Origin of the sequence: Streptomyces sp. SID9727, from assembly GCF_010550605.1 — a bacterium.
GTDB lineage: Bacteria > Actinomycetota > Actinomycetes > Streptomycetales > Streptomycetaceae > Streptomyces.
Genome location: NZ_JAAGNI010000443.1, coordinates 1 through 14,904 on the forward strand (window position 1 = coordinate 1; position 14,904 = coordinate 14,904).

Below are 14,904 nucleotides of genomic sequence, written 5' to 3' on the forward strand. Positions count from 1 at the left end.
GACCCGGCCCAGGCGGCGGGCCGCGTCGCCCGCGCGCTGGCGGCCGACGAGGTGCTGCGCGCCCGGCTGGTCCGGGGCCTCGACCTCGCGCTGCTCCCGGCCGGGGCGCACACACCGGGTGAGCCCTTGTTCACGCGCTGATCAGCCGTACGGTTCAGCGCGCGCGACGTCGCACACGGCCGGAGAATTGCGAAGAAACGAGACGATCTTCGCGAGGTGGTTGTATGCAGACGCGGACAGCCGTGTCGGAGTTCCTCGGCACCCTGCTGCTGGTCTTCTTCGGCGTCGGGTCGGCGGTGCTGTGCACCGAGTTCATCGGGGTCGTGGGCATCGCCCTCTCCTTCGGTTTCGTGCTCCTGGCCCTCGCCTACGCCCTCGGTCCGATCTCCGGCTGCCACATCAACCCGGCGGTCACGCTCGGCATGCTGACCGCCCGGCGGATCGACGTGCGCACGGCGGTGACGTACTGGATCGCGCAGTTCCTCGGCGGCATCGCCGGCGCGGCTCTGCTGTTCCTGCTGGCCAAGCAGGTGCCCGGGCTGAAGACGAGCGGAGACTTCGGGAGCAACGGCTACGGTGACCGCTCCGACGTGCACGTCAACGTCGGGGGCGCCTTCCTGGCCGAGGTGGTGCTCACCTTCCTGCTGGTCTTCGTGGTCCTCGCGGTGACGCACAAGGTGGCGGTCGTCGGCTTCGACGGGCTGCCCATCGGCATCTCCCTCGCCGTGATCCACCTGGTCGGCATCCCGCTCACCGGCACCTCGGTCAACCCGGCCCGGAGCCTCGGTCCCGCCCTGTTCGCGGGCGGCGCGGCCCTCTCCCAGCTGTGGCTGTTCATCGTGGCCCCGCTGGCCGGCGGCATCCTCGCGGCGCTCGCCCACCGGCTGACGCACCCCTCCCTGCGCGGCGGGGAGGCGGCCGCGGAGGTCTGACCCGCGTCGCGTACGTGAGTGAGCCCCCTGCCGGAAGGACGGGCAGGGGGCTCACTCACGTACGGAAGGAACAGGGAGACGCGGACGCTCAGCCGAAGACCGGGCCGGTGTACTTCTCGCCCGGCCCCTGACCCGGCTCGTCCGGAACGAGCGACGCCTCGCGGAAGGCCAGCTGGAGGGACTTCAGACCGTCGCGCAGCGGGGCGGCGTGGAAGGAGCTGATCTCGGTGGTGCTGGCGTCCAGCAGGCCGGCCAGCGCGTGCACCAGCTTGCGGGCCTCGTCCAGGTCCTTGTGCGCGTCGCCGTCCTCGGTCAGCCCGAGCTTCACGGCGGCGGCGCTCATCAGGTTGACGGCGACCGTCACGATCACCTCGACGGCGGGCACCTCCGCGATGTCGCGGGCCATCTCGTCGAAGCCGGGGGAATCACTGCTGGGGGTCGCGTCACTCATGCGCCTTACGATAGGCCCACGGCGGCGGCCCTCCGTCTGGGGGAGTCGGTGAGACGGCCGGTTGGTGCACGCTCGGCCGAACTGCTAACCTTGTGTAACGACCGGCCGGACAGCTATGTGCCCGGCCCACAAGTGGAGGCTCCGTTCTCCCACCTGGCCGCCCTCAGGGCGGCGGGTCACCGGTCAGGCGGTCCCCATCGTTCCGTACGGACGATGGAACCGCCCGATGCGCCCCGCGGTTCACCGTGGCGGTGTTCCGGTTTTCCAGGAGCCCCGCCTGTGTCCCGTCCGGGGCATTTTTCTTGCTCCGATGCGGTTGGTCTGTCTGAAACAGACGTTACGTGGCTGTCCGCCAGGCGGTCGCGTGGTGCTACCGAGGAGGATCCATCAGCGCCGAGCCCCGCATCAACGACCGGATTCGCGTGCCCGAGGTGCGACTTGTCGGTCCCAGCGGCGAGCAGGTCGGGATTGTGCCGCTTGCCAAGGCCCTGGAACTCGCACAGGAGTACGACCTCGACCTGGTCGAGGTGGCGGCAACCGCCCGTCCGCCCGTGTGCAAGCTCATGGACTACGGGAAGTTCAAGTACGAGTCGGCCATGAAGGCCCGTGAAGCGCGCAAGAACCAGGCGCACACGGTCATCAAGGAGATGAAGCTCCGGCCGAAGATCGACCCGCACGACTATGACACCAAGAAGGGTCACGTCGTCCGGTTCCTCAAGCAGGGCGACAAGGTCAAGATCACGATCATGTTCCGCGGTCGTGAGCAGTCCCGCCCCGAGCTGGGCTTCCGACTGCTCCAGCGTCTCGCTTCGGACGTGGAGGAACTCGGCTTCATCGAGTCCAACCCGAAGCAGGACGGCCGGAACATGATCATGGTTCTGGGCCCGCACAAGAAGAAGACCGAAGCCATGGCCGAGGCCCGCGAGGCCCAGGCCGCCCGCAAGGCGGAGCGCCAGGGGAACAACACCCCCGACGCCGCGCCCGCGGACAAGGCCCCCGAGGCTCCGGCCGAGGCGGCGCCCGAGGCCGAGGCCGAGACACCTTCCGAGGCGTGACCGCGGGGGGTGCCACCCAGGCACCCCCGGGTCCCCCCGGAACCGCCATCAAGATCTGACGCCCCTGCAGTCCGGTGCCCGCACCGAGAGGGGCGCCACTGACGAGGAGAGAACGGCGCGATGCCGAAGAACAAGACGCACAGCGGTGCCAGCAAGCGCTTCAAGATCACCGGCTCCGGCAAGGTGCTCCGCGAGAGGGCCGGCAAGCGCCACCTGCTCGAGCACAAGTCGTCCAAGAAGACGCGTTCGCTGACCGGCACGGTCGTCGCGGCTCCGGCCGACGCCAAGAAGGTCAAGAAGCTTCTCGGCAAGTGAGGCCGTCGTCCCCGGTGAGCCCGGGGACGCGCCCTCGATCCGACCGGGACCCAATCGTTTCCGGGCCGTGTGAGTACGACCACGGCCCCGCTACAAGGAGTTAACAAGTGGCACGCGTCAAGCGGGCAGTCAACGCCCACAAGAAGCGCCGGGCGATCCTCGAGCAGGCCAGCGGTTACCGCGGTCAGCGTTCGCGCCTGTACCGCAAGGCCAAGGAGCAGGTCACCCACTCCCTGGTCTACAACTACAACGACCGCAAGAAGCGCAAGGGCGACTTCCGCCAGCTCTGGATCCAGCGCATCAACGCGGCTGCCCGCCAGAACGGCATGACGTACAACCGCCTCATCCAGGGTCTGAAGGCCGCCAACATCGAGGTGGACCGCAAGATCCTGGCCGAGCTCGCGGTCAACGACGCCAACGCGTTCGCCGCCCTCGTCGAGGTCGCCCAGAAGGCCCTCCCGAGCGACGTCAACGCCCCGAAGGCCGCCTGACCCAGGCCGCACTTCTTGGCTCTTGAGCCGGACCCGCAGGCGCCCGCCGTCTGCGGGTCCGGTGCGTTGTACCACCAGGACCTTTTCGTAACGCAGAGAGGCTCGCCGCCGATCATGGGCATCCCCGAACTGATCTCCCCGCGTTCGCCGCGGGTCGCCGCTGCCCGGCGGCTGGCCAGGCGCAACTTCCGCGGCAAGGAGCGCAGGTTCATCGCCGAGGGGCCGCAGGCCGTGCGCGAGGCCGCCGAACACCGGGGCGACGACGGCGAACCGACCCTGGTCGAACTCTTCGCCACCGTCGAGGCCGCCGAGCGCTACGCCGCCATCATCGACGCCGCCCACGCGGCCGGCGCCCGCGTCCACCTCGCCGGTCCGGACGTCCTCGCCGACGTCTCCCAGACCGTGACCCCGCAGGGCCTCATCGGGGTCTGCCGCTTCCTCGACTCGCCCTTCGACGCGATCCTCGCGGCCCGGCCCAAGCTGGTCGCCGTCCTGGCCCACGTCCGCGACCCCGGCAACGCCGGCACGGTCCTGCGCTGCGCCGACGCGGCGGGCGCCGACGCGGTGGTCCTGACCGACGCCTCCGTCGACCTGTACAACCCCAAGTCGGTGCGCGCCTCCGTCGGTTCGCTCTTCCACCTGCCGGTCGCCGTGGGCGTACCGGTCGAAGAGGCCGTACGCGGACTGCGCGGGGCGGGCGTCCGCATCCTGGCCGCCGACGGGGCCGGCTCGGACGACCTGGACGACGAACTGGACGCGGGCACGATGGGCGGACCCACCGCCTGGGTCTTCGGCAACGAGGCGTGGGGCCTGCCGGAGGAGACCCGGGCCCTGGCCGACGCCGTGGTGCGGGTGCCCATCCACGGCAAGGCGGAGAGCCTGAACCTCGCCACCGCCGCCGCCGTCTGCCTCTACGCCTCCGCGCGCGCCCAGCGCCCCCGCCGCACCACCGGCTGACCCCGCCACGCGCTCTCTCACTTCGACGGAGAGCCCCGACAGGGTGTCGTTCCGTCACCGACCCCTAGTAGGGTGACGCACTCGGGGGCCCACTGCACCGGTTCGAGAGTGGGGTACGGGAATGGCTGTCGGCATGAGCGGGCCGCGCGCGGCACACGCGGCCGTCGTGCGCGCCGACGGCGGACCGCAGGACCCCGCCGTGGCGGGCGCCCTCGGGCTGGACCCCGACGACCTCCCCGACGGGCTCGTCGTCGCCGACGGGACCGGCCGGATCATCTGCTTCAACGCCGCCGCCGTCCGCATCACCGCCGTGCCCGCGACGGCCGCCCTCGGCCGCCCGGTGGAGCAGGTGCTGCCGCTCGAAGACCTCAAGGGCCGCCGCTGGTGGGAGCTGACCGACCCCTACGGCGGCCTCGCCACCCGGACCGGCCAGCCCGAGCGCAACCTCCTGCTGCCCGGCGGGCGCGAGGTCCTGGTCTCCGCGCGCTATGTGCGCGAGACCCCCACCGGACCGGTCCGCCGCCTGGTGGTCAGCCTGCGCGGCACGGAGGCCCGCCGCCGCACCGAGCGCAGCGACGCCGAACTCATCGCGACCGTCGCCCACGAACTGCGCTCGCCGCTGACCTCGGTCAAGGGCTTCACGGCGACGCTCCTGGCCAAGTGGGAGCGGTTCACCGACGACCAGAAGCGCCTGATGCTGGAGACGGTGTACGCGGACGCCAACCGGGTCACCCGCCTCATCACCGAGCTCCTGGACATCTCCCGGATCGACTCCGGCCGCCTGGAGCTGCGCCGCCAGCCCGTCGACCTCTCCGCCGCCGTCGAACGCCACGTGCAGGCGCACACCGCGGCGGGCCAGGACCCCGGCCGCTTCCTCGTCCGCACCTGCCAGCCGCTGCCCGCGGTGTGGGCCGACCCGGACAAGGTCGACCAGGTGCTCGGCAACCTGCTGGAAAACGCGGTGCGGCACGGCGAGGGAACTGTCACCATCGACGTGGCACCCGCACCGGCGAAGAGCGACGAGAGGGGAGCGGCCGTCACCGTGAGCGACGAAGGTCCCGGCATCCCCGAGGAGTCGATGAGCCGCGTCTTCACCCGCTTCTGGCGGGGCAGCAAGCGCGGCGGCACGGGCCTGGGCCTCTACATCGTCAAGGGCATCGTCGAGGCCCACGGCGGCACCATCACGGTCGGCCGCGGCCCCGGAGGCGGCGCGGAGTTCCGATTTATGCTGCCCGTGAGCACGCCGGCCTACCTGAGTTAAGGCCCCGAGCGGCCCACGGGCGCCCCACCCGCCCCGCGACCCTTAGACTCGACCCTTGGCACCTTTGCGTCCTCCGGTCTTCGAGCGAGGTCACGGGGGTCCGGGAGTATCCCCCGGTAAGCGCAGCACTCAGCCAATCGGAAGTACGGGAAGAGATGTCGGCACCGAACAAGTCGTACGACCCAGTCGAGGTCGAGGCACTGAAACCGGAAGAGATCGAGCGCATCCGGGACGAGGCGCTCGCCGCCTTCGCCGCCGCGGGCGACCTCGACGCGCTCGCCCAGGCGAAGACCGCGCACACCGGTGGCACCTCGCCCCTGTCGCTCGCCAACCGCGAGATCGGCGCACTGCCCCCGCAGGCCAAGGCCGAGGCCGGCAAACGCGTCGGCCAGGCCCGCGCCGCCGTGGGCCGCGCCCTCGCGGCCCGCCAGACGGAGCTGGAGGCGGAGCGTGACGCCCGCGTCCTGGTCGAGGAGGCGGTGGACGTCACCCTGCCCTACGACCGCACCCCGGCCGGCGCCCGCCACCCGCTGACGACCTTCATGGAGCGCGTCGCCGACGTCTTCGTCGCCATGGGCTACGAGATCGCCGAGGGCCCCGAGGCCGAGGCCGAGTGGTTCAACTTCGACGCCCTCAACTTCGTGCCCGACCACCCGGCCCGGCAGATGCAGGACACCTTCTTCGTCCAGGGCCCCGACGGCGCGAAGAACGACGAGTCCGGCGTCGTGCTGCGTACGCACACCTCCCCGGTCCAGGCCCGTACCCTGCTCGACCGCGAGCCCCCGGTCTACGTCGTCTGCCCCGGCCGCGTCTACCGCACCGACGAGCTCGACGCCACGCACACCCCGGTCTTCCACCAGATCGAGCTGCTCGCCGTGGACGAGGGCCTGACCATGGCCGACCTGAAGGGCACCCTCGACCACATGGTCCAGGCGCTCTTCGGCCCGGACATGAAGACCCGGCTGCGGCCGAACTTCTTCCCGTTCACCGAGCCGTCCGCCGAGATGGACATGGTCTGCTACGTCTGCCGCGGCGCCTCCGTCGGCAACCCGGACCGCCCCTGCCGCACCTGCGGCAGCGAGGGCTGGATCGAGCTCGGCGGCTGCGGCATGGTCAACCCCAAGGTGCTCACCGCCTGCGGCGTCGACCCCCGGAAGTACAGCGGATTCGCCTTCGGGTTCGGCATCGAACGGATGCTGATGTTCCGCCACAACGTCGAAGACATGCGAGACATGGTCGAAGGTGACGTCCGGTTCACCCGGCCCTTCGGGATGGAGATCTGATGCGCGTCCCGCTTTCCTGGCTGCGGGAATACGTCGACCTGCCGGCCACCGAGACCGGCCGTGACGTGCAGGCCAAGCTGGTCGCCGTCGGCCTGGAGGTCGAGACGGTCGAGCAGACCGGCGCCGGCCTCACCGGCCCGCTGGTCGTCGGACAGGTGCTGACCATCGAGGAGCTGGAGGGCTTCAAGAAGCCCATCCGCTTCTGCACGGTCGACGTCGGCACCGCCAACGGCACCGGTGAGCCGCAGGAGATCGTCTGCGGCGCCCGCAACTTCGCCGTCGGCGACAAGGTCGTCGTGGTCCTGCCCGGCGCCGTGCTCCCCGGCGACTTCGCGATCGCCGCCCGCAAGACGTACGGCAAGACCTCGCACGGCATGATCTGCTCCGCCGACGAGCTCGGCATGGGCGACGACGGCACCCACGGCATCATCGTGCTGCCGCCCGAGTACGAGGTGGGCACCGACGCGATCGAGCTCCTGGAGCTCCGCGACGAGGTCCTGGACATCGCCGTCACGCCCGACCGCGGCTACTGCCTGTCCCTGCGCGGCGTCGCCCGCGAGACCGCCATCGCCTACGGCCTTCCGCTGCGCGACCCGGCGCTCCTCGACGTGCCCGCGCCCAACGCGTACGGCTACCCGGTCAAGGTCTCCGACCCGATCGGCTGCTCCCGCTTCACCGCGCGCACCGTCACCGGACTCCAGCCCGAGGCCCGCACCCCGATCTGGATGCAGCGCCGGCTGCAGAAGGCGGGCATGCGGCCGATCTCGCTCGCCGTCGACGTCACCAACTACGTGATGCTCGAACTCGGCCAGCCGCTGCACGCCTACGACCGGACCCGCATCGACGGCCCGATCGGGGTCCGCCGTGCCGAGCAGGGCGAGAAGCTCACCACGCTCGACGGCGCGGTCCGCGTCCTGGACTCCGGCGACCTCGTCATCACCGACAACCGCGGCCCCATCGGCCTCGCGGGCGTCATGGGCGGCGCCGACACGGAGATCGCCGACGCCGCCGAGGGCGCGCACACCGCCGAGGTCGTCATCGAGGCCGCGCACTTCGACGCGATCTCGATCGCCCGCACCGCGCGCCGCCACAAGCTGCCCTCCGAGGCGTCCAAGCGCTTCGAGCGCGGCGTCGACCCGCAGGCCGCCGCCGCTGCCGCGCAGCGCACCGTCGACCTGCTGGTCCTCCTGGCCGGCGGCACCGCCGAGGCAGGCGTCACCGAGGTCAGCGCCCCGTCCGCGCCCCGCACCATCACCATGCCGGCCGACCACCCCGACAAGGTCGCCGGCGTCGCCTACGGCCGCGAGATCGTCGTACGCCGCCTCCAGGAGGTCGGCTGCGACGTCTACGGGCAGGACGAGCTCCTGGTCACCACGCCGTCCTGGCGCCCCGACCTCACCGAGCCGAACGACCTGGCCGAAGAGGTCATCCGCCTGGAGGGCTACGAGAACCTGCCCTCCACGCTGCCGACCCCGCCCTCCGGCCGCGGCCTCACCGACCGCCAGCGCCTGCACCGCCGCGTCGGCCGCGCGCTCGCAGGTGCCGGTTACGTCGAGGCGCTGAACTACCCGTTCATCGGCGAGGCGGTCCTCGACCAGCTCGGCCTGGAGGCGGACGACGCCCGCCGCCGCACGGTGAAGCTCGTCAACCCGCTCTCCGACGAGGAGCCCTCGCTGCGCACCACGCTGCTGCCGGGCCTCCTCGGCGCGCTGCGGCGCAACGACGGCCGCGGCAGCCACGACCTCGCGCTCTTCGAGACCGGCCTCGTCTTCAGGCCGACGGGCGACGAGACCAAGCCCGTCCGGCTGCCCGTCGACCGGCGCCCCTCGGAGCAGGACATCGCCTCGCTCGACGCCGCGCTCCCGCGTCAGCCGCGCCGCGCCGCCGTCGTCCTCGCGGGCGCCCGCGAGCAGGCCGGCTGGTGGGGCAAGGGCCGCCCGGCCGACTGGGCGGACTCCATCGAGGCGGCGCGTGCCATCGCCCGCGAGGCCGGGGTCGAGGTCACCGTCCGCGCCGACCGGCACGCCCCCTGGCACCCGGGCCGCTGCGCCGCGCTGTACGTGACCGTGGCCGGCGAGGAGACCCTGTTCGGGCACGCGGGTGAGCTGCACCCGCGCGTCATCAAGGAGCTCCACCTGCCCGAGCGCACCTGCGCCATGGAGGTCGACCTCGACGTCCTGGAGCAGGCTGTCGACGGCGTCCTGCGGGCCCCGCGGATCTCCACCTTCCCGGTGGCGACCCAGGACGTCGCGCTGGTCGTCGGCCAGGACGTGCCCGCCGCCGACGTGGAGCGCGCGCTCCGCGAGGGCGCGGGCGAACTCCTGGAGTCGCTGCGGCTGTTCGACGTCTTCACGGGCGAGCAGATCGGCGAGGGCAGCAAGTCCCTGGCGTACGCGCTGCGCTTCCGCGCCGCCGACCGCACCCTGACGGTCGACGAGGCGAGCGCCGCCCGTGACGCGGCGGTGGCCCTGGCCGCCGAGCGGACGGGCGCGGTGCTGCGCGGAGCCTAGCCACCGCGCTCGAAGCACGAGGAGGAGGGGCGTGTCCGGCCACCGGACACGCCCCTCCTGTGTGCTCGCCGTCCGCCCCCGCCGCGGAGTGTCGGGCAGGCCGGCGGGGTGGACCGACGCGGAGGGGGCCGTCCTGCTGTACGAGGGGGAGCAGACGGCCCGTCCGCGCCCTGCGAGGGCATTCATTCAAGCGAGCCACCGGCCGCTCCGGCAGCGTGCGCGGAGGGACGGTTCGGGCATTCCGTTCACACCCCGTGTGAATCGTGCTCCACTGGGGCGACACGTCGTGGCGTGCCGAACCACCGGAGGGGGACATGGGGCCGAGGGAGCCCAACACCGCGCTGGAGGCCCTGATCGAGGAGGCCGGTGTCTCCCGGGCGGGACTGGCCGCCCATGTGAACCGGGCCGGCCGTGCGCGCGGTCTCGGGCTGCGGTACGAACACACCGCCGTCGCCCGCTGGCTGAAGGGCCAGCGCCCGCGCGGCCAGGTGCCCGACCTGATCTGCGAGGTACTGGGAAACCGCCTGCGCAGGGCCGTGTCCCTGGACGACATCGGGATGGCCGTCCCCGACGGAGGCCGGGCGCCCGCCCAGGGCTCCTCGTTCACCGGTTTCGTGGAACGTGCCACCGGGGTGTGGCGCTGCGACGCCCAGCAGCGCCCGCACGTCGTCGCCGCCCCGGCGGTCACCGGGACCGGCGCGGTGATGCCCGTCTGGGAGTGGGAGAACCCGCCGGAGGACGCCGATGTGTCACGGGCCGGGCCGTCCAGGGTCGGCGCGGCCGACCTGGCAACCCTGCGGGCCGCCCGTGACCACTACGAACTGATGTACCGCAGGGCGGGCGGGATCGCGACGCGCGCACGCGTCGTCGGCTTCCTCAACGCCGGCACGGCCCCGCTGCTGCGCGCCGGCTACAGCGATGCGACCGGCCGTCAGCTGCACCGTGCCGCAGGCGCGTTGGTGGCCGTCGCGGGCATCTGCGCCTACGACTCCGACGCGCACGGCCTCGCCCAGCGCTACTTCCACCAGGCGCTGCGGCTGGCCAAGGCGAGCGGGGACCGGGCGCTCGGCGGCTATGTGATCGCGCTGCTGGTCAACCAGTCGCTGTTCCTCGCCGAGTTCCGCCAGTCCGTCGCCTTCGCGGAGGCGGCCCTGCGCGCGGCCGGCCGCGAGATCACCCCCGCCCTCGCCGCCGACCTCCACGCGATGCAGGCCAAGGCGTACGCCCGGCTCGGGGACCGGGGCAGCGCGCTGGCGTGCATCGGCCGCGCCGAGTCCGAGGCCGCCCGCATCAGGCCGGGCCGGGAACCGGACGAGACGGGCTACGTGCAGCCGGGCCTGGTCGACGTACAGGTGGCGGAGGCGCTGCTGAGCCTCGGGGACCTGCCGGCGGCCCGGGAGCACGCGGTGGCGGCCGTCCGTACCCCCGCGCACGACCGGGGCCGGGTCCACCGCCTCGCCATGCTCACCACGGTCGAGCTGCGCCGGGGCGAGGCGGACCGGGCGGCGGCCACGGCGGTCGAGATGGCGGACCGGGCCCGGGGCATGGAGTCGCAGCGGCTGCGCGACCGGCTGCGGGCGGTCCGGGCGGAGCTGGCCGCCAGCGGGAGCGCCGACGCGGAACGGGCCGCCGAACGCGTGGACGGGGCGCTGCGCGTACCGCTCTGAGCCGAAGTCTGCTGCGATACCGCCACCAACGATCGAAAGGTGGCAGAACCGTGCAGTGGACGAACCTGAACGAACAACCCGTGTACGAGAATCCGTGGTTCCGGGTCAACCTGGCCGATGTGGAGCTCCCCGACGGCGGCCGGCTCGACCACTTCGTGATCCGTTTGCGCCCCGTGGCCGCGGCCACCGTCGTCAACGCGGCGAACGAGGTGCTGCTGCTGTGGCGGCACCGCTTCATCACCGACAGCTGGGGCTGGGAGCTGGCGGCGGGCGTGGTGGAGGACGGCGAATCCCCGCCGGAGGCGGCCGCCCGCGAGATGGAGGAGGAGACCGGCTGGCGCCCCGGCCCGCTCCACCCCCTGCTGACCGCGGAGCCCTCCAATGGCCTCACCGACGCCCGGCACCACTTCTACTGGGCCGAGGAAGCCGACTGGACGGGCGAGCCGCAGGACGCCTTCGAATCCTCGCGCCGCGAGTGGGTCCCTTTGAAGCTGGTACCGGACCTGATGGCCGGCGGCGAGATCCCGGCGGCCGGCATGGCGGCCGCCCTGCTGATGCTGCACCACTTACGACTGGGCTGAGCGGTGTCCCGTCCGCGCGGAGACGGTACCGCCTCGTTCCGGCGTCGCGCTCTCGCGCAGACGCCGGAACGAGGCGTTCGAGGGCCGGGACCACCGGCCGGTCAGCGCACGGTGAGCAGGACGGCACGCCCGTGCTTGTTCATGTAGCTGAAGAGCTGGGCGATGTGGCTGGGGTGGAGCTTGATGCAGCCATAGGACTGGTAGTCCCGCACGCCCTCCCAGCGCTGCGGACTGTCGGTGCCGTCGCGCGGACCCTGCTTCCTGTCCTTCGTCATCTCGCTGTGGATGAAAAGCGCGGTGCGCTTGACCTTGCCGGTGTGGCACTTCGTGTCCGGCAGGCCAATGGCGTAGCCCTTGATCGCGCTGTTCCGGCCGGTCTCGAAGGAATTCGGCTTGTACGTTCCGTTGGGAAGCCACCCGGCACTGCTCGTGCAGTCGTCCCGGTAGCTCTTTCCTTTCTTCGTATGGTAATTGGCAGCCGTTCCCAGCCCGGAGCCGGCCCGGTACGTGGCGATGCGCTGCCTCCCGTTCCAGAGTTGCAATGCTGAGTTGGACGGGTCCTTGGCGTTCTTCACGAATACGAGGGCCACGCGGGATGCCGCGGCGGCGGAGTGCTGAGCCGACGGGACCCCCGTTGCCGGCGCGGCCATCGCGGTGACAGCTCCAGCCGCGAGTACGGCCGTGGCCGCCGTCGCCGCGATAAAACTCTTGGAATGGTTCATCGTGCCGGCTCTCCTTATTGCTTCTGGCCCACATCGGGGGCAGCGGCCGGACGTTCCGGGCCGCCGGAATCGACTGTGCCGTAGCGGGATCGGGAGAACACCAGTGCAAGAGAATCAGTAATTTGCAGCGCAACTCGCACCTCCGTAACCTGCTGTTTCTTCGTTGCAGTGCAACGGAGAGTCCGTCGGAAGGGAGCCGATGACCGACGAATCAGGGGACGAGTTCGCGGACCTCGCGCGCGGTCTCGTACAGGCATTGGACGCATGGGCGGCGTGCGTGCGGGAGCCGGTCTCCAAGGCCGAACCGGCACGGAAAGCATTGGTCAGGGCACTGGAGCAGGAGCGGGCTTCGCCGGAGTGGACATCGCGTGCGCCGATTGACGGGCCCATGCTGTCGTATTGGCTGCGCGGCCGCGGGCAACTTCTTCCCGGCACCAAACACAATCGGTTGCCCAGCATGGAGGACAGTGCGGCCGTCGCGCGAGCGCTGAAGCCGTACGCACCCGGCAACGCGAAGCGGTTACCGATGATCGGCCGGGAGATCGCCGATCTGGCAGACGGGCTTCAGAAGACAGCCGGACGCGGGTGGCGCCGCCGGGTGGGAGAGGGTGAGTGTCTGTATTCCCCTGGGCGGATCAGCTCCGGAGAACCCACCGGGCTTCCCGTAGCCGCTGTATCCAGTGAAGTCGTCGCACCAAGGCCCACGGAACCTGTCGCACTACGGGTGAACGTGGAGCCGACGGTGGTTACCGAGCCGAAAACCGGCGTGACCGTGGCGACGGGACGCACCGATCGCACATCGCGCCCGGCGAGGAAGACGTGGATCGGGGCAGGAGCACTCGCCGCCGTGGCGGCCGTGTCGATCGGCCTGTGGGCGTGGCCGGGCGGCGACACGCCGGCCCCGGACGGCAGCGGCTCGCGCAGTTCGGCGTCACCGGGCGCGCATGCCGTGGAAGCCGCCGGCCCCCACGCCGACACCTCCGCCGTCTCGAACAGCCTGCACGGGAACCACCGATGCGGAAGAGGACGGAGCGCGGGGACAGTGGTGTGGAAGCCATGCCTGGTCGTCATCGACGAGCAGACGATGGCCTTCCTCGTGCAGTTCACCAACACCTCGGGCACGCCGATGACAGTGAAGGCGAAACTCGCCTACGTCCAGGCCACCGTGGAGCAGACCTGCCCCGCTCCCTGGGGAACCTCGGTGACCGCCACCATCCCTGCCGGGGCCACTCGGATCAGTCCGGCTGACGCGTGTACCGCGGCGCTGACGCCCCTTCAGGCATTCCAGGCCAGGGCCTGGGTGGAACCGCACGACGCGACACAGTGGGCGTACCGGGAGCACTCGCCGACCCTGCACGTCCAGCGAGCCGGCAATCCAGTGTGGGCCGGCCCCTCCTAGAAGCGGCCCGGCGCACGCGTCGGCCCCGCCGCTCCGGGACGGCACGGGGCCGCACCCCGCCGGGCCCGGCGGCCTGAGCGCCGGGCCCGCCGACGGGCCGTCAGCCGTACGGGTAGAACCCCGACCCCGACTTCCGGCCCAGCCGGCCCGCGTCCACCATGCGCTGGAGCAGCGGGGGAGCGGCGTACAGGGGCTCCTTGTACTCGGCGTACATGGAGTCGGCGACCGAGGCGACGGTGTCCAGGCCGATGAGGTCCGCGAGCTTGAGCGGGCCCATCGGGTGGGCGCAGCCCATCTCCATGCCGTTGTCGATGTCCTCGCGGCTGGCGATGCCCGACTCGAACATCCGGATCGCGGAGAGGAGGTACGGGATCAGCAGCGCGTTGACGACGAAGCCGGAGCGGTCCTGGGCGCGGATCGGGTGCTTGCCCAGTATGTCCTGGACCACGGCCTCCGAGCGCTTGATCGTCTCGTCCGAGGTGGTCAGCGCGGGGATCAGCTCCACGAGCCGCTGCACCGGCGCGGGGTTGAAGAAGTGGATGCCGATGACCTGGTCCGGGCGGGAGGTCGCGACGGCCAGCTTCACCAGCGGGATCGAGGAGGTGTTGGAGGCCAGGATCGCGTCCGGGCGGGTCACCACCTGGTCGAGCACCTGGAAGATCTCGGTCTTGACCTGCTCGTTCTCCACGACGGCCTCGATGACGAGGTCGCGGTCGGCGAACTCGCCGAGGTCCGTGGTGAAGCTGAGCCGGGCCAGGGTCTTGTCGCGCTCCTCCGCCGTGATCTTGCCGCGCTCGGCGGCCTTCGACAGGGAGTTGTGGAGCCGGGTCCGGCCGATCTCCAGCGCCTCGCCGGTCGTCTCGGCCACCTTGACGTCGAGGCCGCTGCGCGCGCACACCTCCGCGATGCCCGCGCCCATCTGGCCGCAGCCCACCACTCCGACGCGTGCAATGTCGGCCATAGAGTCCGTCACCTCGTGCCTTTCGCTGTTCCCGTTCGGCGGCTTCCGTCTGGTTCCGGGCTCCACCACGACTCCCCGACGTTACTCCGCGCCTTACCGGGGAGAGCAGGCCGGGGCGTGCATGCTCGGCTCTGGACACCCCCTGTGCCCGGATTGCGAGGATACGGCGGGGCTCGGACGTGTACGGAGAGAGAGCGGGTGCGACGCGATGCGAGGAATGGCCCGGAGAGGGTTCGTGACGGGTGCGGCCGGGGCGGTCGCCGGGGCGGCGGGAGCGGCGGCGGTGGCCGGTGACGCGGTCGCCCGGCCCGGGCGGGCG

The 14,904-nt window shown here is 71.7% G+C and carries 14 protein-coding genes and 1 pseudogene; 12 read left to right on the forward strand and 3 right to left on the reverse strand.

Features of this window, described 5'->3' with window-relative positions:
* Both G3I41_RS37220 and G3I41_RS30895 read left to right on the forward strand, forming a co-directional pair.
* Window positions 1-141: pseudogene (locus G3I41_RS37220) on the forward strand (SseB family protein); the annotation flags it as partial.
* Between the two features lie 83 nt (window positions 142-224).
* Entirely contained in the window at window positions 225-932 is a 708-nt protein-coding gene (locus tag G3I41_RS30895) for an MIP family channel protein (protein ID WP_164403842.1), read from the forward strand.
* 88 nt (window positions 933-1,020) lie between these two features.
* On the opposite strand, the gene G3I41_RS30900 is transcribed toward G3I41_RS30895, so the two are convergent.
* Complete coding sequence (locus G3I41_RS30900) at window positions 1,021-1,383, reverse strand: DUF1844 domain-containing protein (protein WP_073967877.1); 363 nt, start codon at window positions 1,381-1,383, stop codon at window positions 1,021-1,023.
* A gap of 341 nt (window positions 1,384-1,724) precedes the next feature.
* On the opposite strand from G3I41_RS30900, the gene infC reads away from it, so the two are divergent.
* The 9 genes from infC (at window position 1,725) to G3I41_RS30945 (ending at window position 11,503) form a co-directional block, all read left to right on the forward strand.
* The gene (gene infC / locus G3I41_RS30905; RefSeq protein ID WP_164403843.1) at window positions 1,725-2,438 is read left to right on the forward strand and encodes a translation initiation factor IF-3; all 714 of its coding nucleotides are present in this window, start codon (window positions 1,725-1,727) and stop codon (window positions 2,436-2,438) included.
* 120 nt (window positions 2,439-2,558) lie between these two features.
* The gene (gene rpmI / locus G3I41_RS30910; RefSeq protein ID WP_018103793.1) at window positions 2,559-2,753 is read left to right on the forward strand and encodes a 50S ribosomal protein L35; all 195 of its coding nucleotides are present in this window, start codon (window positions 2,559-2,561) and stop codon (window positions 2,751-2,753) included.
* A 107-nt stretch (window positions 2,754-2,860) separates the two neighbouring features.
* Window positions 2,861-3,244: a 50S ribosomal protein L20 gene (gene rplT / locus G3I41_RS30915; protein WP_018103794.1), complete on the forward strand. Its 384-nt coding sequence runs from the start codon at window positions 2,861-2,863 to the stop codon at window positions 3,242-3,244.
* 114 nt (window positions 3,245-3,358) lie between these two features.
* Window positions 3,359-4,201 (forward strand): RNA methyltransferase, encoded by an 843-nt coding sequence (locus G3I41_RS30920; protein WP_164403844.1) that lies wholly within the window; start codon window positions 3,359-3,361, stop codon window positions 4,199-4,201.
* A 121-nt stretch (window positions 4,202-4,322) separates the two neighbouring features.
* Entirely contained in the window at window positions 4,323-5,462 is a 1,140-nt protein-coding gene (locus G3I41_RS30925; protein WP_164403845.1) for a PAS domain-containing sensor histidine kinase, read from the forward strand.
* 155 nt (window positions 5,463-5,617) lie between these two features.
* Window positions 5,618-6,745 (forward strand): phenylalanine--tRNA ligase subunit alpha, encoded by a 1,128-nt coding sequence (gene pheS, locus G3I41_RS30930; RefSeq protein WP_164403846.1) that lies wholly within the window; start codon window positions 5,618-5,620, stop codon window positions 6,743-6,745.
* Window positions 6,745-9,255 (forward strand): phenylalanine--tRNA ligase subunit beta, encoded by a 2,511-nt coding sequence (gene pheT / locus G3I41_RS30935; protein ID WP_164403847.1) that lies wholly within the window; start codon window positions 6,745-6,747, stop codon window positions 9,253-9,255. The genes pheS and pheT overlap by 1 nt, the downstream gene beginning before the upstream one ends.
* A 314-nt stretch (window positions 9,256-9,569) precedes the next feature.
* The gene (locus G3I41_RS30940; protein ID WP_164403848.1) at window positions 9,570-10,922 is read left to right on the forward strand and encodes a transcriptional regulator; all 1,353 of its coding nucleotides are present in this window, start codon (window positions 9,570-9,572) and stop codon (window positions 10,920-10,922) included.
* 50 nt (window positions 10,923-10,972) lie between these two features.
* Window positions 10,973-11,503, forward strand: coding sequence for an NUDIX domain-containing protein (locus tag G3I41_RS30945; protein ID WP_164403849.1), 531 nt, complete (start codon window positions 10,973-10,975; stop codon window positions 11,501-11,503).
* Window positions 11,504-11,604: 101 nt separating this feature from the next.
* On the opposite strand, the gene G3I41_RS30950 is transcribed toward G3I41_RS30945, so the two are convergent.
* Window positions 11,605-12,225 carry a L,D-transpeptidase gene (locus G3I41_RS30950; protein WP_164403850.1) on the reverse strand — a complete coding sequence of 207 codons (621 nt, stop codon included), beginning with the start codon at window positions 12,223-12,225 and terminating at the stop codon, window positions 11,605-11,607.
* A gap of 199 nt (window positions 12,226-12,424) precedes the next feature.
* Here G3I41_RS30950 and G3I41_RS30955 point away from each other — a divergent pair, with 199 nt between their 5' ends.
* Window positions 12,425-13,624, forward strand: coding sequence for a hypothetical protein (locus tag G3I41_RS30955; protein ID WP_164403851.1), 1,200 nt, complete (start codon window positions 12,425-12,427; stop codon window positions 13,622-13,624).
* Window positions 13,625-13,724: 100 nt separating this feature from the next.
* Here G3I41_RS30955 and G3I41_RS30960 read toward each other — a convergent pair whose 3' ends face one another.
* Window positions 13,725-14,585, reverse strand: coding sequence for a 3-hydroxybutyryl-CoA dehydrogenase (locus G3I41_RS30960; RefSeq protein ID WP_164403852.1), 861 nt, complete (start codon window positions 14,583-14,585; stop codon window positions 13,725-13,727).
* Between the last annotated feature and the right edge of the window lie 319 nt (window positions 14,586-14,904).

Excerpts from the sequence above, each read along its gene's own strand:
- G3I41_RS30895 (WP_164403842.1), top strand. The coding sequence starts at position 225 with ATGCAGACGCGGACAGCCGTGTCGGAGTTCCTCGGCACCCTGCTGCTG.
- G3I41_RS30900 (WP_073967877.1), bottom strand. The coding sequence starts at position 1,383 with ATGAGTGACGCGACCCCCAGCAGTGATTCCCCCGGCTTCGACGAGATG.
- rpmI (WP_018103793.1), top strand. The coding sequence starts at position 2,559 with ATGCCGAAGAACAAGACGCACAGCGGTGCCAGCAAGCGCTTCAAGATC.
- G3I41_RS30920 (WP_164403844.1), top strand. The coding sequence starts at position 3,359 with ATGGGCATCCCCGAACTGATCTCCCCGCGTTCGCCGCGGGTCGCCGCT.
- G3I41_RS30925 (WP_164403845.1), top strand. The coding sequence starts at position 4,323 with ATGGCTGTCGGCATGAGCGGGCCGCGCGCGGCACACGCGGCCGTCGTG.
- pheS (WP_164403846.1), top strand. The coding sequence starts at position 5,618 with ATGTCGGCACCGAACAAGTCGTACGACCCAGTCGAGGTCGAGGCACTG.
- pheT (WP_164403847.1), top strand. The coding sequence starts at position 6,745 with ATGCGCGTCCCGCTTTCCTGGCTGCGGGAATACGTCGACCTGCCGGCC.
- G3I41_RS30940 (WP_164403848.1), top strand. The coding sequence starts at position 9,570 with ATGGGGCCGAGGGAGCCCAACACCGCGCTGGAGGCCCTGATCGAGGAG.
- G3I41_RS30950 (WP_164403850.1), bottom strand. The coding sequence starts at position 12,225 with ATGAACCATTCCAAGAGTTTTATCGCGGCGACGGCGGCCACGGCCGTA.
- G3I41_RS30955 (WP_164403851.1), top strand. The coding sequence starts at position 12,425 with ATGACCGACGAATCAGGGGACGAGTTCGCGGACCTCGCGCGCGGTCTC.
- G3I41_RS30960 (WP_164403852.1), bottom strand. The coding sequence starts at position 14,585 with ATGGCCGACATTGCACGCGTCGGAGTGGTGGGCTGCGGCCAGATGGGC.